Below are 20,994 nucleotides of genomic sequence, written 5' to 3'. Positions count from 1 at the left end.
CTGAGACTGAGGCTGAGATTTATAATATGAATAACAGTAAAACACCAGACCGGATAAGCATTCTTTTGATGAAAAAACACATTCTGACTTTAATGCTGGTGTTTAGTCTTATTTCCGGCCTCTGTGCACAAAACAATACAACAACAGGGCTGGCTTCTTATTACGCTGATAAGTTCGAAGGACGCCAAACCGCCAGTGGAGAAATATACAGCCATTCAAAGCTTACTGCCGCCCATCCGTCGCTCCCCTTTGGCACAATGCTCAAAGTGACAAACCTTAGAAACAGCAAAACAGTATTCGTGCGTGTCAACGACCGTGGCCCCTTTGTAAAAGGCCGTATTGTTGACCTCTCCAAAAGTGCTGCCATTCAACTTGATGCGGTGAAAGATGGTTTAATTAAAGTGAAAATTGAACAAACCTCCGAAAAGCAACCTAAAGAATTACCTCATTTACCCGTCAAAGAGTATTTTCAAATAGATGTCCATTCAAAGACTCTTAGTGGTTATGGAGTTCAGATTGGTAGCTTCAGTCAAATAGACAATCTGATTCGCCTTTCTGACAAAGTAAAAAAAGAGATTCCAGGAAATATTTATGTTCTGGTTGCCAACGTAAAGGGAAAAACCGTAAACCGATTGATTGTAGGAGTGGAAGCAACAAAAGAAAAAGCCGGGAAACACCTTAAGCGATTGCAAAAAGTATTTCCCGACTGCTTTATCATTCAGTTGTAATTGAATTTATAAAGCATAACCAACAGTAAAAACAGCTCTTGTCCGCTCAAGTCGTAAAAATTCAAATTCAGTAATAGGCCAGGTGCGGGATATCAAAATCTGCGTCACAATCTTATTTTTTTCTCCAACTGAGATATCAAGTCCCGTTCCTAAAACAATTCCTGCCTGTATCCCAAAAGGATATGGTTCGGTTAAATCAAATTCTTTAGTTTCTGTTGGATAATAATCAACATAACTCAACTCATTATCCAGTTCAAATACAGAAAGTGCCCCTCCATAAAATGTGGGTTGAATCTTACCTTTCGGATAAGTATATTTCAGCGCCGCATTTAAAGTCATTGTTGAGGACTTGGCATTATAGGTTCGATTCCATCTTGGATTGTCTTGTTTCCCAATATATTGGTCATCACAAAAGATAAGGGAACTAAAAATGGAGAGCTTCTCGTTCAACCAGGCTGCCTGCCAGTCAATTCCAACACCAAAAGCGAAAGAAGAGCTGTTATCATAACTAACGTCATCCTTGATAAAACTTGATTTAGGATTAAAACTGGAGATAGAATAGCCGAGCAATGGCACCACATTTAGTTTGCCTTTGCGAACATTCTTTTCATAAATAACACACTGTTCCCCATCGCACACATAATCATGATACTGCTTTGTCACCTTTATTAATGACTCGTGCGTATAATTGGTGGAAGAAATCCTGGAACTGATATCAGGAGCATCAGCAAAGGCATATTTCAACACTCCTTTGTAGCGCTGACTCTTGGTTGAATAAACTTTGCCTTCATGTTCTGAAATAACATCTTCATTAGTCAGTTCATAAATTTCACCATTCTCTTGCTCAACAAGATAAGTAGCATATTGTGGTTGTTCGTAGTAATAAAGATTTGATATTCCTTCTAACAAAAATTCAACAAATACAGTATCCGTCACCTCGTCAGTATCAATGAACTTTGAAACATAAAACTTACCATTGTCCGAATAGCGGTAGCCATAAACATCACCTGGATAATATTCTTTTTCAGTTGCTTGCCCCGTTGGAATAAAAGTACAAACTTTCATGTTCCGGATATCTCCCCGATAGTCAACCTGTCCAAAAACAGTATCCTGTGAATTGGAAATAACATAGCCGGGGCGGAAATCTGATTGAGCAATGCTCAATGAAACAGCTGCAAAAAACAAAAAGACTGACAGTTTAAGTCTCATAATTTTAGGTTTTATAAAATATTTTGGACAAAATCCAGAAAATCCCCCAAAGGACTATAAATATAAAGTTTTGTAATTTCCAAAATTCAGCGAAAGTCCCACTTCAAAAAATAAGGGTTTTAACTGTTCACTCCCATATTTTGTATTGAAAGAGAAATAGGAATACGCTAACCCAAGATAAAGGCCAAAAAACTGGGAAGCACGATATTTTATACCCGGATTAATTGAAAACCCGACTCCCATATCCGCTTCAGGCATCCTTACAGTTGGGGAAATTTCTTCAGCTCCCTCATAAAAAATGACATTATCAAACTCAATTACCCTTTCACTCTCCAGAAACTGCATACTTGAAGAAACCCGGATTAGGGGAATAAGACGGTTCCAAATTCCTGACCTCACATAAGGCAGATGAAATGAAAACACAGGACCTCCTCCTTTGATATTGCCCTGATAAGAGGTCATATTTTTAATAGGACCTTCACTCAAATCAATTGAATTCAACTTTAAATAACCAATTGAAAGGCCTGCATCCATCCAGGTCAAAACTTTTCTTGTACATACCAGATTGTAGTTTTCAATTTTCTGAGTTACAAAATCAGGAAAAAAAATATTTGACTCATTTCCATGGAGTGTTCCCGTGCCGGCGGAAAGCGATAATTTGTATTTAGTTTCCAGCATCTGAGCGCTGGAAAATAAAAAAGAGCCTAAAAAAGAAAATATAAGCAATAGCCTCAGAAATACATTTCTTTTTAAGAATAAAAACTTCATAGGTTGACAATTACGGATTCAGGGAATAAACAAAACCATCATTCAACATAAAAATATTATCATATTCATCATTCACAAACAAGTATCTCCAGCTGTCTCCGGGAAGATAACCAGGGTCAATGTCAACCCATTGATTTGTAACAATTGAGAATTTCCGGATTAAAGTATTTGCACCTGTACTGCCAGTATTTTTATAATATAAATAGATTTCATTATCGACAAAAAAACAATGAAATCCTGTCCAATAATAACTAAGATCCCGTTGCCACTGAACAGAATACTCCTCAATAATAGTCCAGGTATCTAATGAAAGAATATGAATGCCAGCCCTATTTACAAAATAAATCTTCCCATCATTGTGTAAGCCATATCTGAAATTTCTATCTCTAATTACGTTATAATTCCCTAAAACACTCCAAGAATCGCCTTTGGCGTAAACATTTCCACTGGCGGCAAAAGCAAACAATTGATTATCAACACGACACAACGTATAAATAGTATCCGTCCCAAATTCAAATGGTTCCTTTTCCCAGGTTTCGTTCGCTGAATTAAAACTGTAAACCTTATCGGCGAGTATAGAATAGATTTTCCCATTAAAAGATTGATAGGGATAATCACTAAATAATTTAAGTTCTTCTTCTGCCCCCATGGGTGAAACATTTGTGGTAACCCCGGTATTCAAATCAATGGCTAATGGTTCTCCAGATCCAAAACCTGAATATATTTGGTCATTTAGTGTAAATCCAAAACATTCACCCGACCAGGCATAATAACTCTTTTTACTTTTATCAAAGTTAATTTCAAAAGTAAACACGTCATTTATCTCCAAAGATTTGTCATATTCATACGGTAAATCATCGATATAAACTCCAAATTTATAGGTGCCACTGCCAATCACCTCACTTACATTGTAAGAATCTCTTTCGTAATTGGTTGCATCAAAAGTCCTTCCGCTCTCAATATGTTTAAGATAATAGGAACTATTGGGAAATGAAAGATTACTTCTGCCCGGAGGGAGATAGTTTCCTTTAACCTCAAAACTTGCATCTGCTCGTGCATGAGTAGGAGATTCGACATACGTTATTTCGGGGGGAACAATAGTAATCTCTTCTCTTTTAGAAACTCTGCCATAAGAATACAGCCAAATCTCATACGTTCCAGGAGTCATATCCTCTGGAAAAACAATATAAAAACCTCTCTCAATGGTTGATTTCCGAGGAATTCTTGATGCAGTCCAGTTCAAATTGCCACTGTCAGGCTCGCCCTGTTTCCCGTCAGATATATCCCGATAATAATATTGGTATCCTGAAAAACCGGTTACTTTACCTTCAAAGCGACCTCTGTAACCATAAGGTCCTTCTGATACTACCTCAAATTTAAAAGGCTTATGTCGCAATTGAAAGGAGAGCATAGAATGGGGTTCTCCCCGGCTGTATCGGGTTGGGCCATCATAATAAACAATCTCGACATCGAAAGTCTCTTTACCGTAATTATCATACCCAAAAATATAAAAACTAAATTGCCCATTTTCTAAGTTTACAACAGGCACATCAATACCTTCCACCAGCACTTTAAAATTATCAATTCGCGAAAAATCAATATTTGAGGCATAAACGGTTACAGTATCGTACAGCCATACTTCATCTGTAGAAATGCTGTCCAGCTTTTGAGCTGGCGATTTGAACTCTTTTTCGACCAGGAACTCCTCTCCGAATTGATTGATTGAAAGTTTTTCAGCTTTTTCCTCTCTGCTGAACGGGACAATCCATTTAAGTTCATCAGAAGTAACCTCTATCGGATCAATATCTTTATCAGCCAATTTTATCCTCGTATGCAAAAAGGAGAAATATGACCCTTTTACGGTTATCGTATCCGGAAAGGCTCCTTGTTTTCTGCTAATGGATTGTATCTCCGGGGCTTTCAGCGTAAAAGAAAGAGAACCTTCAGATGGCTGCCCAAAAACAGCAACTGTAACCTGACTGGAGAAAACATTCAAAGTATCAGGAACAACCACCCACAGAGAATCACCAGTGCTTTTAATTGCATTGGCATGCACACTTCCGAATTTTACAGCATTATAATCCGTTGTCCGGGCAAATCCGCTTCCCTCAACAACAATTGTATCTCCCCAGGTTCCCTGTGAGAAACTCAAAGAATTCAACTCCGGTGGATCAGCCTTAACATAGTTAAAAGACACCTCATTGCCATACACCAAATAATTTCCGGTACGTAAAAATGATCTTACGTAATAGGTTGTGTCAGGTATCAACGCATCTTTGATTTGTACCGAAAAGGATGAAGAATTGGATGACTCCGCCTTAACCACATTACTTTCATCTAACAAGGGGTTTGGCCCAACACTGTAAACAAATCCCTGTTCAGAAATTTCATTATTGTTTTTAAAGAGGATACGGGCTGACAATTCCACTGAAGAGTGCGATTTTCCACCGTTTAGAACAGGCTCATCAGTCTCTAACACCATGTACTCAAAACTCTCCTCTTCTGTTTTTTTACAGGAATAAAAGGAAATTAAAACAATCAACAGTAAGAGAACCACTCCGGAAAGCCTGTTATTTATCAATAGACAATTCATAAAAATCGGTTAAAAAGACTGTGCTATTATCATAAGTGGTACCCCCGACAAAATAGGCAGAATCACCAATGGTAAATATAGTAACGTGGGTTCTTGCAGACCATGGAAAATGGATTTCTGAAGCTTCCAGAATGCTCATATCTGCTGCCAGAATAATTTGAGAACCGGATAAATTATTCCCTTCTCCAAGAGAAAACGCCCTACAGATTCTATCTCTTAAAGTAAACCCTGAATACCCCTGAGAAACTCCGGAAACAGAATAATAATCCCATCGGCCATTCTCAAATTCAAATATCTTATTCTCGGAAAAAATATATCCAGTATTATTTAGCACCAACCCGTCATCTTCAACAATTGAATAGGGTATTTCAGCCTGAGAAGTCCATAAATCAGCTGCCGGATTATAGGTCCAAAGGTCGCGGTAATCTCTTTGTCCCTGGTCATTAGGCGCAACTTTACCACCCCCCAGGTAGTTCATCATAGAAAAAGAACCATGTCTTCCTGCACCGGGAAAATCATTTAACTGTGTCCATGAACCATCTTCGTTAAATCGATACCAGTCGTTCATGTAACTACTTTCATCATTGTAATTGCTACTTCCCAACCCCACATAAACGGTGTTGTTTATTTTCATCATGGCAGCTCCGGCTCGTGGGTCACCCGGCAAATCATCTATACGCGACCAATTATCGGAAACCGGATCATACTCCCAGAAATCGGAGAAATATTTTTCATTTGCCGCATCCTCATAATTCAGTCCGGTTCCCACATATCCTTTGCCATTAAAAGAAAAAGAAAGAGCATCCACCCGTCCCTCTCCGGGGAATTCTTTACGCCTGTTCCAGGAAAAAATACCTTCATTGATAAAGTGGACAGAATCCTGGAGCACCATAGACTGATCGGCAACTTTCACCTTTACCCCCCCCTTTAAATCAAAGGCATAATCAGGATTTGGAAAAATGTCCAGCGGAATAATTACATGCAAACTATCCGGCCATGCCTGGTCAACTTCCAATTCATGTTCCTCGAATAAAACAGTATTTTTATCTGACAGACTGCTGAATCCCGTTCCATAAATAGTCAGAAGCAAATCGTCCTCGAATACTGTAAAAGTATCAGGCGAAAACCCGCTAAACTGCAGTGGAATGAGATAAAAATGTTCAGCGGATTTCACCCTGAAAGAGTCTGAAAGGATGGTTAATGTATTGGCTGACGATTTTAAATTTTCAGGGACTATAGTTTTTACCACAGAATCACTCAGAAAAATAATATCAGACTCAATATCATTAAAAAAAGCTTTGGTAAACCCGGAATTTGGATGAAAGTTATTCCCCCTGATTGTCACCGTATCTCCAAACAATGCTTCTCGTGGAGCGAAATCTCTAAGTTCAGGTACCCGGTATTGAAAATACCCGGGCCAAACAGCGGAATTGACATCCACCTGATGTGTAATATCCACGGATTCCTCATTTGGTGAAGAAGGAACAATAGCTTTAATCAACGAATCGGAATTCATGATCACTTCGGCTTTTAACTCCCCAAAAAATATACTATTCTCAATACTGCTGAACCCTTCTCCTACAAAAGAAATCGTGTCGCCCCAAAAACCGGTGGGCGGCAAAACTTCATGAATATTTGGGTGCCCTGAGCCATCGCTAACAAATGAAACAGCATTACCAAAAACCGTAAGTTCATCCGTTTTTACAAAACTCCTGACATAATATTTTTCACTCCGAATCAGGCTAAAATCTATCCGACAGCTAAACTTACCCGATGAAAGCACCTCTTCCACAATAATGTGCTCGGATATTTTCGGCGATGGAGTATCGTGTGTACTCCATGCAAACCCATATTCCAACGCTGGAGAATTTCCCGCGGCAATGATTTCACCCCAAAAGGTTGCTCCATCAGAAGTAATATTGGAAACATTATGCGTTCTAACACGCGGGTAAAATCTGGCTTCAATTTTTTCCTTGTGACATCCCCCAAAAATCATAATCACAAAAAGAGAACGAAAAAGAGCTTTTAAAACTTTACTGTTTTTCATAAGTTACAAATCGCTTTTAGAGTGAATGAAACTGGCACAAATACAATGGATTACACCTCACTTTAAGCTTAATTGAGAAGATTAAAATATACATCCCACAGAGAAAGCGCCCCAGGTTCGACGAAACTTAAACTCATCCATATAGCCGTTCCACACGTTGCTAACAGATAAATTGGAAAACAAACGATAATCCTTCAAAAAAGGAAATTCAACTCCGGCACCTAAAATAAATCCTGGCTGAAGCCCCATTTCGTAAAATTCTCCCAAATCAATATTTCTCACACTTACCCGGTTTCCAATCCGTTTCTCCTGGTTTTCTGTAAAATTCTGTTCTATTTCAAATGTAGCTGTGCCACCGGCAAAAAAGATTGGAACAACCTTTCCACGGGGAAAAGTGTATTTAAAAGCAAAGCTTGTGGATATATTGGTAGAAAAGAGATGAAAATCGTAGTATGCATCGGAATAGTCATAAGGATGGCGTTCATAGTGCCCAAAATAATAGTCTTCTCTGATGGTGACTCCTGTCAATACAGACCACTTTTCGTTAATCTGAGGTAATTTCCAGTTTACCCACAATCCGACAAATGAGGAATAACCGGGATCCATATTAATTTTTGAGAGCTCTAACGTTTTAATATTCAGTATTGAAACGGAATATCCGATTGTTGGCATTATTTCAACCCTAAGAACTGGAATATCTTTTTCATAAATCACACACAGTTCGTCATCACACACATAATTGTGATATTTCTTTGTAATTTTTATTAATGATTCATGCGATAACTTTGTGTCAGTAATATCATTATACAGATTGGGACAATCTGCAAAGGCATAATTCAACATTCCGAGATACCGGTTATTTTCAACTATAAAAACCTGCCCGTCTCTCTTAACTTCCACCTGGTCATTTCGAAGTTCAAGCATCTCTCCATCCTCTTTTTCGAGAAGATAGGTGGAATAAAGCGGCTTACGGTAAAAATACAAATCGGTAATTCCTTTCAGAAGGTATTCAACAAAGACCGTATCCTGAACATCTTCCAAATTCAAGTATTTGGAAACATAAAATTTCCCATCATCAGAAAATCGATAGCCATGAATCCTGCCCGGCTCGTAATCTGTTGGTTCCGTCCTACCCTCCTGAATAAAACTACAGATTTTCATATTCCGGGCATCACCCCGATAATCGATTTTTCCAATAATGGTATCCTGGTCATTGGTAATAATGTATCCCGGACGAAAATTGGTCTGACCGAAACTGTTACTTAGAATAGTTAAGAGAAATAAAATAGAAAAAAGATACTTCATGCTATAGGATTAAGCTTGATAATTAATGAACATCTACATTCCTGCCAAACTTGTTAAAACAATCCCTTTTCCATACAAACAATGAACAAAAAAGAGATATCCATCTTTTTCAAAAAAAGAACTCTTTAAAACAGGCCCCTGAAGACGATTTTTATAACTACCAAAAGGGGTTTGCACATAAAACTGATGGTTTTTACCGCCAAAACAAAAAGACGTTCCCTCCGAATTAACATCCACACACAACAGACCGCTATATGATTCACGCGACTCACTAACATTAATCAGATACTTTGATTGGGAAATTCGCCACTTACTAAAAATGCCCTTTTCATCAACCGTCACAAAACGTTCTGTCCCCAGCACAAAAGCCAGGTCACGAAGCAAACCGTCAGAAACTCTTGTGGAACTAATTAAAGACAAATCAGATGCGTCAAACAATGAAACTAATCCGGTTCCATCACAAACAGAAAGATAATCACCTGCGGATGAAAGTTCTATATCAGTTACCTGGTCGGAACAGGAATAAAGCACTTCAAAACTTTCAATATCCGCAACCCGGTGCTTATAAACCACTCCTCTGGTTCCACCTGCGATAAGAAAATTCTTTTCGGAATTAAATGCCAACGAAGTGATTTGGTCACCTTGATGACAAATAAAATGAGTCATCATCTTATTATTGATATCAATCTGCGCAATACACCCATCCTTGGTGCCCAGAAACACCTCATTTCTCTCTTCTGATGCAATAATAGCGGTAATATCAGATGATAAATCTAACCTTGAGTGATGCTGCAGTGAATCCCCATTCAAATCGAAAATCCAAAGATTCTCCGGATTTCCAAAATAAACCTTTGCGGAAGAGGACAAATAAAAATCAAAAACATTATTAACAGGAGGTGAAATCAGGGAACGTTTAATTTCCTGACTGTAAAGGCTTATAGTCGAAAAAAGAAAAAGCGAAAAGAGAATAGACAACCTTGTAACAAACATAGCAAGAGTCAGGAGTTAACACCAAAAAAATTAAACGTTAACAAACATATATATTTTTTTATCTTTTACAAAACTTTGGATTTCAGAAGTAGATTATTCCATCCTGAACTCTTCATTTTCTTCTGAAATAATTGGTTGGTCCGGTCTAAATCCTTTTTTTTAAGGTATGTTTATTCCGGCTACAAGAAACCCAAGAAATGATTTTTAAAAAGAAAAAACTACATTTACATTAGAAAACGAGTTATACTAAACCTAACTCAAGCCTTGTGAAAAGAGTTTATTCACTTCAAGCGATTTTAATCTATTTACTTTTAATGATTGCCTTTCCAAGCAGTGGAGAGCGAGCTGTATTTGACAGTTTAAGGCATGAATTGAGTAAAACTATTGCTATTGCAGAACAAATCCCACTGGAAATTCAACTCGCTCACCACTACATTTATATCAATAAGGATTCCCTTCACCGGTATGCTTCCCAGGCCATTAATCATTCTAAGGAAATCAATGACTACGGGTATTTATGGAGAGCTTACCTGAAATATTCGATGTATTTTAATGGCTTTCCGGAAAGCAAAAATGATAACCTGGCGTTTGCATACATCGATTCCGCACGCCTGGTGGCCAAAGACCATAATATGGCCTTAGGAGTTGCCACCTGCTATTTTCATAGTGGTTTTTTAAAAGTAGAACTCAATAAAGACCAGGAGGCCATAACAGATTTAGCAAAAGCCAAGGCTATGTTTGAGGAGCTTGGACACAGCGGTGCAATACTCCAGGTTTCTTATCAAATTGGATACTTATATCTCAAAACCGGGAATCCCCAGGAGACCATAGCTATTTTCAAAACGATAAAAAACAGCCCGCAACTCAAGTCATCGTATCTCTACAGGGGTTTTCTGGAATATTTTGGAAGTGCATATCAATCCATTGGAGATTATGAATCGGCTCTTGCACAATATCAAAAATGCTATGCGCTAATACAAAAAGAAGGTGATAATTGCGACAAGAACCGCATCCTGATAAAATTGACAACAGCCTATAGTAAGCTTGGCGTTAAAGATTCAACGCAATTCTATTTCACCAAGTCTGTGAGTTATATTGATTCGTGCCAACAAAACGAGGCCCTGGACAACAATTTCAGGCCTTTGGCCGAAGTTTGTGTTGATGAAAAAAGATATCAGGAAGCTGAGTATTATTATCAAAAATCACTCGAAGTGGTTCGCCGAAATGAATGGAGCAGTTCTGAGTTGGAAACTCTGAAAGGACTGGCCGATCTGCATGAACGCCAGGGGAATTTTCACAAGGCATACCAATACTATCAAGAATATGCTCAACTAAAAGACAGTTTAAAACTTTTAGGATTAGACCAGGTGCTTACCAGGGTAATGTCCGATGAAGAACTAAACAGCAAATCGGGAGAATTTGCACAATTAATAGCAGAGAGAAAAACAATGGTCAAGAAAATCGTGATTCTAAGCTTTTTTGCCATTGTCACTGCAATGTTATTCTTCGTATTCTGGTTTTTCCAGGGAAAGATGTTGTTTCATTTTTGTCAGAATGGGCTGGAAAATGAAAAAAGATCTTCGAAGGATGCAAATTTTTACCATTTCTCGATCCCCATTGAGCCACTCGGGACACCATTTATGCTATTTACCGCCTCCTTATTTGCAGTCTTAATATCGCTTTCATCGACATTCATTCTAAACTTCCAGTCCTCCCCGATTAAACTTGTAACGTGGGCCTTAATCTCGTTTATGGTTTACTTCATTAGTCATTGGCCCTACAATCGTTACATTTCTAAAGACAAAGAAATTTCTTTTTCCAAAGTTTTAATTTGGAGACTGGTTTTAATAATCATCAACAATGCTTTATTAACCGAAACAGCTTTAATGCTTCATTTTATTGCACCCATCCCTGACGACATAATAATGGTATCTTTGACCTTGATTTCCGGACAATTCATCCTTAACACTTTAGAGTTATTAGTCAAATACCGGAACAGTTTCAACATGGTTAAAAACCGGATGATGGATAACTTTAACCTAATGCTTGCAGAAAAAAAACTACAACAAAACAAAAATAAAGAAGAAGACATTTCTTTTGAAAAAAATGCCAAAACTGTGAGCATAGATAATACAGAAATTAATCTGAAAAATGTGATGTACATCTCTTCGGAAAACATTTACCAGGAGTTTGTTCACCACATAAATAACTCAGAATCAAAATTGTTAATACGAAGCACGATGAAAGCCATTGAAAATAAACTCGAAAATCACCCCGAGTTTGTTCGATGCCATCGTTCCTTTATTATCAATACCAACTATATTGATACCATCACAGGAAATTCAAAACAGCAATATTTAACGTTATCCGTTTCCAACAAAAAAATTCCCATATCGCGCTCTCTCGACATGCAAATCATTAAACAGCTGGAAGACGTACTGATGCAGCAGCATTATTAAAGTTAATCACGGAAAGGCGAAAATGACCAATCGCCACAGGTCAAACTTTCCCATCTGCAACATAACTTTCCCATTCGCAACATTTTCTTCATTCATAAGGATTTACATTTTAGTTTTGCCCAAAATTCGGTTTTCGGGCATTACCCGAAACCATTAAACCCTTTACAAAACTTTATGAAGATATGAAAAGAACTTTACTCATTTTGGCCTTAATTATCTGCATAAGCGGATTGAATTTCACGCAAACAATGGCAGCATCAATTGCTGCGGATCCCGGAATCTTTATTTTTTACGGACCAAGAAGTCAGAATGGCTCCTTAAAAATATTATCGGATACCCCTTGGACTATCACCACCGATGCAGACTGGCTGACATTTAGCCGAACAACGGGAAACGGATATTTAACCATTGGCCTGACCGTAGCTGAAAATCCAGATAATAACCGAAGAGTGGGTTCATTTACAATTGCGGGGACAGGTGCCTACCCGGTAACCATTAATGTCATTCAAGGCGATATTATAACCTGTTCCGGTGGAGAATTAGAGAATATTATTCATGCTCAGGAGCAAAGCGCCCGCGAATCTTTAGTTCTCAAAGGAGAAATGGATTACCGTGATTTTCAATTCATTAAACAAAAGATGTTCAAGGTAATACAAATGGATCTACTCAAGGTAAAAATAGTTGAAACAACCGCATTTCCTGGATATGCCAACACTATTCCCGAGAACACTTTCCAGAATAATATCGAAATAAGAGAATTAAGATTACCCGAAACCTGTACGACCATAGGCGCTTATGCTTTTGAAAGTTCTAATATTGCCAATATTATTGCCAACGAAGGATTAACAAACATCTATTCAGCCGCTTTCAGGTATTGTACAAATTTGGAACGCTTTAATGTCCCTTCAACGCTCACCAACATAGGTAGCTCAGCTTTTTATGGTTGCTCTAAATTAAATAAGCTCGTAATACCTGATGGCACAGGAACCATTAATACTTATTCATTTTCACGGTGTACTATGTTTGAGACCATCAATATTCCATCAACTGTAACAACGATTGGAGACATGGCATTTAAGGGATCCACTACAATAACCAAAATTTATGCCTATCCAACAACCCCTTTACCAATAGGTTCTGAAGTATTCACTTATCCAGTCACCAATAAGGCCACGCTTTATGTCCCACGCGGATCCTTAAATGCCTATCAACAGGCTCCAAGGTGGAGACTTTTCACTAATATTGTAGAGATGTCGCCGGGCATTAATCTGGATTCGGATCAATTCAATTATTCCTCCCCAAATGCCATTACTGATCATTTCGCTATTACCTCCACATCGTACGGTTTTATTTCGACTGATGCAGATTGGATTCAACTAGACCAGACAAGCTATCTGGGAGACGAAAATATTTTCTTTGATATGCAGGCAAACCCGTCTAATGAACCCCGCACAGCAACGATAACAATTAGTGTTGCAGGTGGACCTGACAGAGAAGTCACCATCACTCAAGCGGGAACGTTCACTACAATTGGGGAGCATGCAGCGAGTCAGGAAGATATCAAAGTCTACCCAAATCCCGTAGTTAATGAACTGTTTATTGATGCCGGAACTGAACCAATTGAGCAAATAGAAATCTATGACCTTACAGGTACTTTGCAACTACTAAAAAGAGGATTAGACCCTGGCAATAAGTTAGAGTTATCGGGCTTAAAATGTGGATATTATCTGATGATTGTAAAAACGGAAAGCACAAATTCATCCTTTAGAATTGTGAAGAAGTGATTTTTTTTGATTTACGAAAAGATTGGTGTCCGGTTAAAAAATTGAGATTGCTTCACTACGTTCGATGACGGGACTTAAAGGATATTAACCCTTACCAACCCAGCTTAAAACCTATAAGCCAGCGTCATTGCGAGCAAGGCGAAGCAATCTCCTTTCAAAAAACATGTTTCTCCGGACACTAGTGTTACGAAAAAAGGATTGTCCCACGATTGGAACAATCCTTTTTTTTGTTTTTAAGGGTTTATAATGAAATAAATTGACAGATTTAACCAGGTTATTTTGTTCTTTGCCGACTTGAAAATACTGCAAATAGCGAGCTATTAAATGGATTTTCAAGGAAGTCAAAGGGCAAAAGAACAAGTTAAAAGCGGCATTCTATTTCGGCACAATCCCTAAGCATTTAAGAAATCACTCTTCAAACCCCAGGTTCTTCAACAGCGGTTTGATAGAAGGTTCCTGTCCACGGAATTTTTTGTATTGCACCATTCCTTCGCCCTCTCCGACTTCCTGCAGGCAGTGCTGGCGGAATTTGACAGCCAGTTCTTTATTAAATAAGTCACCTGACTCTTTAAAAGCATTGAAAGCATCAGCATCCAGCACTTCGGCCCATTTATACACATAATATCCGGCAGAATACCCACCACTGAAAATGTGCCCAAAATAAGTTGATCGGTAACGAGGCAGGATTTCAGGAATCAGGCCAATCTCGTTCATGGAGGCCTCCTCAAAAGCATTCACATCGTCAACCTGATCTTCAGCAGTTAGTGTGTGCCAATCCATATCCAATAACGAAGCCGCCAGATATTCCACGTTGGCAAATCCCTGGTTAAAAAGGCTGCTGTTCTGGATCTTTTCAATAAGGGCTTCAGGTAAAACCTCTCCGGTTTCATAATGTTTGGCATATTGACGTAACACTTCAGGCTCGCCGCACCAATTTTCCATTATCTGAGATGGTAATTCCACGAAATCACGTGGCACATTGCCTGCGGTACGATTGTATTTTCCTTCAGTAAAAAGTCCGTGCAGACCATGACCAAACTCGTGAAACAAAGTATTTACCTCGTCCCAGGTTAACAAGGAAGGAGTATCACCTGTTGGCTTGGTGAAATACAAACAATCGAAACCAATGGATCAACCACTTCATTGGCTTCATGATCATATCCTGCATCGCGAAATCCGGTACACCAGGCACCTACCCGTTTACTTTTACGGGGAAAATAATCCAAATAGAGCAATCCGATATGGGAACCATCATCTTCTTTCACCTCAAACACTTCCACATCTTCATGATAAACAGGAACATCAGTACGTAACTCAAAAGTAATATCATACAACTGATTGGCTACCCAGAACATCCCATCCCGCACATTCTCCAACTTAAAATAGGGCTGAAGTTCGGACTCGTCCAAATCGTATTTTTGTTTTCTGAGTTTCTCTGAATAGAACCACCAGTCCCAGGGAGCAATGTCGAAATCGCCACCCTCGACATCAACAATGGCCTGCATCTCTGCAAGTTCCTGCTTTGATTTCTCCAATGCAGGTTTCCACAGTTGCAAAACAAAATCATATACCGCTTTTGGTTCCTTGGCCATATTTACATCAATCACATAATCGGCATGGTTTTCAAAACCAAGTAACTCTGCTTTTTCGGCACGAAGCGAGACAATTTCTTTTATATTCTCTTTATTGTCAAACTCATCATTGCGATCGCCACGCATAAAATAGCCACGATACAACTCTTCGCGCAACTCACGATTTTCACCATAGGTCAGGAATGGAATCCAGCTTGGCTTTTGCGGATTAAACAGCCATTTTCCTTCATAACCGGCAGCCTTGGCAGCATCGGCAGCAGCAGCTTTAACGCCGTCGGGTAATCCTGCCAGGTCGGTTTCATCTTCTATCACCAATTCAAAATTCTCATTGGTTTCGGCAAGCAGATTTTCACCAAACTCAAGCGAAAAAGAAGAAAGGCTGGTATTAATCTCTTTCAGTCGTTCCTGGTCTTCGGCATTCAAATTGGCACCATTGCGTACAAAATCCTGATAATATTTGGTTACAACGCGCTTTTGAGAATCATTCAACCCGGCAGATTCCATGTTTTCATAGACCTCTTTTACCCGGCCAAACAAGTCCATATTCATCATTATTGCATCGCGATGCTGACTCATCATGGGAGAAACCTCGCGGGCAATAGCCTGAATACTGTCATTACTGACGGCTGACCGTAGGGGATAAAAAACGCTGCTGACTTTTGTAAGTAACTTTCCAGATTGGTCAAGCGCAAGAACCGTGTTTTCAAAAGTTGGAGCGTCAGTATTTGAAGCTATCATTTCCACCTCTTCCTGAGCTTTCTTTATTCCTTCCTTAAAAGCAGGCAGAAAATGCGATTCCTCAATTTGGTTGAAAGGGGGTGCCTTATGAGGCGTTTCGTATTCAGTAAAAAAAGGGTTTTCCTTTTCTTTTGGGCCCGTTTCACATGCGGTTAATAATAAAGCCGCAACGGGAAGTAATAATAATTTTCTCATAGGTAACTATTTTTTTCGGTGCCTTACAACGAATCTTGGTTATAGTTTGAAAGTATCAATCTCTTAAAATACACACGAGACTATTAACTTAAGCCCATATATTTACAGTTTAAAAATAGTAATTCCGGAAAAAATCAACAATGACAAAGAGCAGGTAAAAGAAGAGCCTCCTGATCAGCACCAGGTTGCCCCATTAATTCCCAAAGGAGCCTTAAGCAATAGTCGGGTTTTCATAGAATCCATCCTGAGAAAAAATATGAATTTAGGCGCCAAAACACCAATATGCTGTTTATGACATTTGCTCGTCGAAGAAAAACATTATTAAAGAGGCTTTCTAAAAAGTCACTACAGCCTTTGCATTGCGCGGGTCATAGTCTTGTAGATTATTGACAATGGAATTCTTCACTGCGTTCAGAATAAAAAAAAAACCGAAACCTATGACTTGTCGGACACCCAGATAAAAAAAAAGGTTGCCCACACAAAGCAGACAACCTTTTCATATTGAGATGAATTTCTATTAAATCAAGTCAATGCTGCGCTTCACAAAGCGATTGAGGGCTTCCCCTTTCAGCATATTGTTCGACAACAATGCCAGATCGATGAGCTGAGAAACAAGTTTATTATTGGACGCAAATTTTTTGAGCGATTCATCCTTCTTGCCGCGCAGTTCAGTAATCTTCTTCTCCACATCTTCCAGTTCTTCTTTTTCAGCCTGCGGAATTTCTTCCTCCTTCTTTTCGCCTTTGCCTTTTTCCAATTCAGCTTTACGCGACTCAAGACTTTCAATTTTCTTGCGAACGGAAGTTACGCTATCTCCAACAGCTTCATCGCAATCTTTCACAATTCGCTGAATGAGATCGTGGTTGCCATTCACCACAAGATTGTAGCTGTCAGGCATCTCACCGTAGAAGGACATTGGACCACCACCGGCCTGGCTCATTTCTTTCATTCTCCGCATAAATTCCTGTTGTGTAACCATTACCGGCTTGTCAGTTGCCGCCAAAGCTTCAAAAGAAACTACGAAATTGGCTTTATCCAGATTTGGTATTTGTGAGCTAAAAATGGTCGTCAGGTTGTCTTTTTCGGCATCCGAAAGCTTCAACTCAGACTCAGCTTCCTGAGGAATCAATTTCTCGGGAACATCGCTGTCCACACGGACAAAGCGGGCACCTTCAAATTTCTGTTCCAGATGATTAATGAAATGGGTGTCCAGCTGTCCATCCATCAGCAATACATCGTAACCTTTATTTTTGGCTCCCTCAATAAATGAATACTGGCCTTCGGCATCGGTAGCATAAAGATAAACCAGTTGCTTGTCTTTGTCAGTCTGGCTATCCTTAATGATGTTCTTATATTCATCGAAGGTGAAGAATTTTCCATCGGTATTCTTCAGCAATGCAAATTTCTGAGCGCGCTCATGAAATTTCTCATCAGTAAGCATACCATATTCAATAAATACTTTCAGGTCGTCCCATTTTGCTTCAAAAGACGGACGTTCAGTCTTGAAAATCTCATCCAGCCGGTCTGCCACTTTTTTGGTGATATGGCTGGAGATCTTCTTCACATTAGAATCACTTTGCAAATAAGAGCGCGAAACATTCAGCGGAATATCCGGTGAATCGATAACCCCATGTAGTAAAGTAAGGAATTCAGGAACAATCCCTTCCACAGAATCCGTTACATAAACCTGATTGCAAAAAAGCTGAATTTTATTCCGTTGAACCTCAATATTGTTATTGATTTTCGGGAAATAAAGAATACCAGTCAGATTAAAAGGATAATCCACATTCAAATGGATGTTAAACAAAGGATCCTCCGCCATGGGATAAAGATTGCGATAGAATTTTTTGTAATCTTCATCTTTCAGATTAGAGGGCGATTGTGTCCAAAGCGGATTGGTGTCGTTGATAATGTTCTCTTTATCTTTCTCCACCTCTTTACCATCTTTCCACTCTGTTTGTTTGCCAAAAGCAACAGGTACAGGAAGGAAACCACAATACTTTTTGAGCAGCCGATTTATTTCATCCTTGGCAACGAAGTGCTGATTTTCATCATCAATAAAGAGAACAATATCAGTTCCACGTTCCTTTTTATCAATCTCTTCCAGTGTATATTCGGGACTTCCGTCACACTCCCACTTTACAGCTTTCGCATCGTCTTTGTAAGAAAGCGTATGAATTTCCACCTTTTTGGAAACCATAAAAGAAGAATAAAAACCCATACCAAAGTGTCCGATAATGGCATTGGCATCATTTTTATACTTCTCTAGGAATTCATTGGCCCCGGAAAAAGCTACCTGATTGATAAATTTTTCAATCTCTTCGGCAGTCATTCCAATACCACGGTCTGAAATGGTAATGGTTTTTTCCTTTTCATCAATGGATACGCGAATGGTGGTATCCCCCACTTCGCCCTTGTAATCCCCGATACGTGCCAGGGTATTCAACTTCTGCGTAGCATCCACGGCATTGGATATCAACTCGCGCAGAAATATTTCATGATCTGAATAAAGGTATTTTTTAATAATCGGAAAGATGTTCTCGGTACTAATACCAATTTTTCCCTTTTGCATAGCTATTTTGTTTAATTTGATTATACGAAATTTCTGCCTTCAAAAAGCAAAGCTTATGCCAAAGGAAAAGGACTGCCAGATAGGCAGCCCATGCGTCTATTCTGTCAGCAATGTGGCTTCTTCATGATCCAGTTGTGTCAACAAGTCTTCGATGGTCCTAAGTTTTTGGGTTTTTCCGTTGGGTCCGGTGAGCAGGTATTCCCTTTTGCCATCAGATTTCACTTCCACCTGGAAACCACTGAATGGTTCATCGGAAGCGGCAAAACCACGGCGTGCAAGTGCACGACTTACCCATTTATATTCCACTCCTTTTCCTATAATTCTAATGGTTTTCACTTTTTGTTTTTCCACCGTAAACTGGCCGGTATTATTATCAAAAAGGATTCCTTCCCGCTCAAAAAAGCGCCTGAATTCATTGGTCAAAACCAGATCCTCCGGTGTTCCTGTCTCCATCTGCCGGCCTTCGGCCAGTAACCATACTTTATCAGCCATTTGAAGTGCCAAATCGAGGTCGTGAGTAGATAAAAGAATTCCCTTATTGCGTTGATGGGCCAACTTTCTTAAAAGATGCATAATCTCTATGCGGCTAGGCAAGTCCAGAAAAGCAGTTGGTTCATCCAATACAATCAGTGGCGTTTCCTGTACCAGAGCTTTGGCAATCATTGCTTTCTGACGCTCACCGTCGCTCATTTGAGTAATCAACCGCTCCTCAAATCCTTCCAGACCAACCGCCTTAATGCTATCTGTCACCATGTTGGTATCCCTGCTCTTTAATCGACCGAAGAAACCGGTATAGGGAGTCCGCCCCAGTGAAACAAGGTCAAAAACAGTCATATTGGATACTGACACACGCTCGGTAAGAACCACGCTTGCCAACAACGACATCTCCCGATTGGAAAGTTTTTCGATGACTTGCCCTGCAATTCTCACCTCTCCATCGAGTCGGGGAAGAAACCCGCACAATGTCTGCAACAGCGTTGATTTCCCTGAACCATTGGGGCCAAGAATACAGGCAAACTCCCCGGCATCAAGCCTGACTCCAATATTGGAATGCAAAACTTTCTTCCCCTGTCGCGGATGGTTGTATCCTATCGCCAGGTCTGTGGTTTTAATAAGTGCGTTTTTGTATTCCTCCATAATTATTCCTCCTTCGGTTAAACACCAGGGGTACGTAAATTCTTACCTTTCAGAATAACCCAAATAACTACCGGGGCGCCAATCATACTGGTCACCGCATTAATGGGCAAAGCTCCGTCAAATCCGGGTAGGCGGGCAATTAAATTAGAAAAAAGAGCAACTGCTATTCCGGCCAGTATCACTGCAGGTATCAGAACTTTGTGGTCTGATGTGCGGAACAATCCTTTAGTCAAATGCGGCACAGCCAGGCCCAAAAAAGCAATGGGGCCACAAAAAGCTGTGATAGTAGCAGTAAGCAATCCGGTACAAAGAATTATCAAAAGCCGGGAAACTTTAATATTAATGCCAAGATTACCTGCATATTGTTCCCCCAGAAGCATCACATTCAATGGTTTTACCAGAAAAAAGGAAGCAAAAAGAGCAATAGTGACCACGGGAAACAAAACACCCATTTGAGACCAGGAAACAGTTGAAAAACTACCTAAGCCCCATATTACATAAGCATGAACATCTTCCTTCATGCTATAAAACTTCAATATCCCAACAAGTGCAGACGCAGCATAACCAACCATTATCCCAATAATCAGCAGCATGGCATTGTCTTTAAGATGACGAGAGAGAAACAAAACCAATGTCAAAACCAGGGTAGCTCCTGCAAAAGCAGCCAAAGCAACAGAAAGGTGTCCTGTCCATCCCAGATGACTAAGAGCTACGCCTCCTATTTTACCGGCAAGCAATAACACCAGCGCAACACCCAGTCCGGCTCCTGAGCTAATCCCCAGAATTGAAGGTCCGGCCAGCGGATTTCTAAACAAAGTCTGCATTTGCAATCCTCCCACCGCCAGACCTGCACCGGCTAATATTGCTGTGATAGCCT

The 20,994-nt window shown here is 39.6% G+C and carries 12 protein-coding genes and 1 pseudogene; 3 read left to right on the top strand and 10 right to left on the bottom strand.

All coding sequences use genetic code 11. The annotated features are described in order from the left end of the window. The first annotated feature begins 68 nt into the window (after positions 1 to 68). Positions 69 to 728 (top strand): septal ring lytic transglycosylase RlpA family protein, encoded by a 660-nt coding sequence (locus tag QZZ43_RS13475; protein ID WP_291860319.1) that lies wholly within the window; start codon positions 69 to 71, stop codon positions 726 to 728. A 6-nt stretch (positions 729 to 734) separates the two neighbouring features. Here QZZ43_RS13475 and QZZ43_RS13470 read toward each other — a convergent pair whose 3' ends face one another. The 6 genes from QZZ43_RS13470 to QZZ43_RS13445 all read right to left on the bottom strand — a co-directional run bounded on the left by QZZ43_RS13470 (position 735) and on the right by QZZ43_RS13445 (position 9,640). Further along, complete coding sequence (locus QZZ43_RS13470; RefSeq protein ID WP_291860316.1) at positions 735 to 1,937, bottom strand: hypothetical protein; 1,203 nt, start codon at positions 1,935 to 1,937, stop codon at positions 735 to 737. A gap of 54 nt (positions 1,938 to 1,991) precedes the next feature. Then, on the bottom strand, positions 1,992 to 2,705 hold the full coding sequence (locus tag QZZ43_RS13465; RefSeq protein WP_291860313.1) for a hypothetical protein: 714 nt from the start codon (positions 2,703 to 2,705) through the stop codon (positions 1,992 to 1,994). A gap of 10 nt (positions 2,706 to 2,715) precedes the next feature. Further along, positions 2,716 to 5,298, bottom strand: coding sequence for an IPT/TIG domain-containing protein (locus QZZ43_RS13460; RefSeq protein ID WP_291860311.1), 2,583 nt, complete (start codon positions 5,296 to 5,298; stop codon positions 2,716 to 2,718). After that, the gene (locus tag QZZ43_RS13455; RefSeq protein ID WP_291860308.1) at positions 5,276 to 7,345 is read right to left on the bottom strand and encodes an IPT/TIG domain-containing protein; all 2,070 of its coding nucleotides are present in this window, start codon (positions 7,343 to 7,345) and stop codon (positions 5,276 to 5,278) included. Before QZZ43_RS13455 ends, QZZ43_RS13460 begins: the two co-directional genes overlap by 23 nt. 81 nt (positions 7,346 to 7,426) lie before the next feature. Beyond that, positions 7,427 to 8,650 carry a hypothetical protein gene (locus tag QZZ43_RS13450; RefSeq protein WP_291860305.1) on the bottom strand — a complete coding sequence of 408 codons (1,224 nt, stop codon included), beginning with the start codon at positions 8,648 to 8,650 and terminating at the stop codon, positions 7,427 to 7,429. Positions 8,651 to 8,683: 33 nt separating this feature from the next. Then, a complete protein-coding gene (locus QZZ43_RS13445) occupies positions 8,684 to 9,640 on the bottom strand; it encodes a WD40 repeat domain-containing protein (protein ID WP_291860302.1) in 957 nt (318 codons plus the stop codon). Between the two features lie 314 nt (positions 9,641 to 9,954). Between QZZ43_RS13445 and QZZ43_RS13440 the strand changes: the two genes are divergently transcribed. Continuing rightward, positions 9,955 to 12,099, top strand: a complete 2,145-nt coding sequence (locus tag QZZ43_RS13440; protein WP_291860299.1) for a tetratricopeptide repeat protein — start codon at positions 9,955 to 9,957, stop codon at positions 12,097 to 12,099. Positions 12,100 to 12,281: 182 nt separating this feature from the next. Beyond that, positions 12,282 to 13,883, top strand: a complete 1,602-nt coding sequence (locus QZZ43_RS13435; RefSeq protein ID WP_291860296.1) for a leucine-rich repeat protein — start codon at positions 12,282 to 12,284, stop codon at positions 13,881 to 13,883. A 408-nt stretch (positions 13,884 to 14,291) separates the two neighbouring features. Here the strand turns inward: QZZ43_RS13435 and QZZ43_RS13430 are convergent. From QZZ43_RS13430 to QZZ43_RS13415, 4 genes and pseudogenes are all read right to left on the bottom strand, one after another. Then, positions 14,292 to 15,601: pseudogene (locus QZZ43_RS13430) on the bottom strand (M3 family metallopeptidase). A 1,324-nt stretch (positions 15,602 to 16,925) separates the two neighbouring features. Beyond that, complete coding sequence (gene htpG / locus QZZ43_RS13425) at positions 16,926 to 18,980, bottom strand: molecular chaperone HtpG (RefSeq protein WP_291860293.1); 2,055 nt, start codon at positions 18,978 to 18,980, stop codon at positions 16,926 to 16,928. A gap of 96 nt (positions 18,981 to 19,076) precedes the next feature. Beyond that, positions 19,077 to 20,117 carry an ABC transporter ATP-binding protein gene (locus tag QZZ43_RS13420; protein WP_291860292.1) on the bottom strand — a complete coding sequence of 347 codons (1,041 nt, stop codon included), beginning with the start codon at positions 20,115 to 20,117 and terminating at the stop codon, positions 19,077 to 19,079. 17 nt (positions 20,118 to 20,134) lie between these two features. Beyond that, positions 20,135 to 20,994: iron ABC transporter permease (locus tag QZZ43_RS13415; protein ID WP_291860289.1), on the bottom strand; the 860-nt coding region annotated here is incomplete at its 5' end.

The sequence above is a fragment of the Marinilabilia sp. genome (assembly GCF_016278715.1).
Lineage (GTDB): Bacteria > Bacteroidota > Bacteroidia > Bacteroidales > Marinilabiliaceae > Marinilabilia.
The sequence above is the reverse complement of the archived record's forward strand: the minus strand, read 5'-3'. Positions and strand labels throughout refer to the sequence as shown.

What these genes read in the sequence shown, in the direction of transcription:
- QZZ43_RS13455 (WP_291860308.1), bottom strand. Translation starts at nt 7,345, where the DNA reads ATGAAAAACAGTAAAGTTTTAAAAGCTCTTTTTCGTTCTCTTTTTGTG.
- QZZ43_RS13450 (WP_291860305.1), bottom strand. Translation starts at nt 8,650, where the DNA reads ATGAAGTATCTTTTTTCTATTTTATTTCTCTTAACTATTCTAAGTAAC.
- QZZ43_RS13460 (WP_291860311.1), bottom strand. Translation starts at nt 5,298, where the DNA reads ATGAATTGTCTATTGATAAATAACAGGCTTTCCGGAGTGGTTCTCTTA.
- QZZ43_RS13475 (WP_291860319.1), top strand. Translation starts at nt 69, where the DNA reads ATGAAAAAACACATTCTGACTTTAATGCTGGTGTTTAGTCTTATTTCC.
- htpG (WP_291860293.1), bottom strand. Translation starts at nt 18,980, where the DNA reads ATGCAAAAGGGAAAAATTGGTATTAGTACCGAGAACATCTTTCCGATT.
- QZZ43_RS13435 (WP_291860296.1), top strand. Translation starts at nt 12,282, where the DNA reads ATGAAAAGAACTTTACTCATTTTGGCCTTAATTATCTGCATAAGCGGA.
- QZZ43_RS13440 (WP_291860299.1), top strand. Translation starts at nt 9,955, where the DNA reads ATGATTGCCTTTCCAAGCAGTGGAGAGCGAGCTGTATTTGACAGTTTA.
- QZZ43_RS13420 (WP_291860292.1), bottom strand. Translation starts at nt 20,117, where the DNA reads ATGGAGGAATACAAAAACGCACTTATTAAAACCACAGACCTGGCGATA.
- QZZ43_RS13470 (WP_291860316.1), bottom strand. Translation starts at nt 1,937, where the DNA reads ATGAGACTTAAACTGTCAGTCTTTTTGTTTTTTGCAGCTGTTTCATTG.
- QZZ43_RS13445 (WP_291860302.1), bottom strand. Translation starts at nt 9,640, where the DNA reads ATGTTTGTTACAAGGTTGTCTATTCTCTTTTCGCTTTTTCTTTTTTCG.
- QZZ43_RS13465 (WP_291860313.1), bottom strand. Translation starts at nt 2,705, where the DNA reads ATGAAGTTTTTATTCTTAAAAAGAAATGTATTTCTGAGGCTATTGCTT.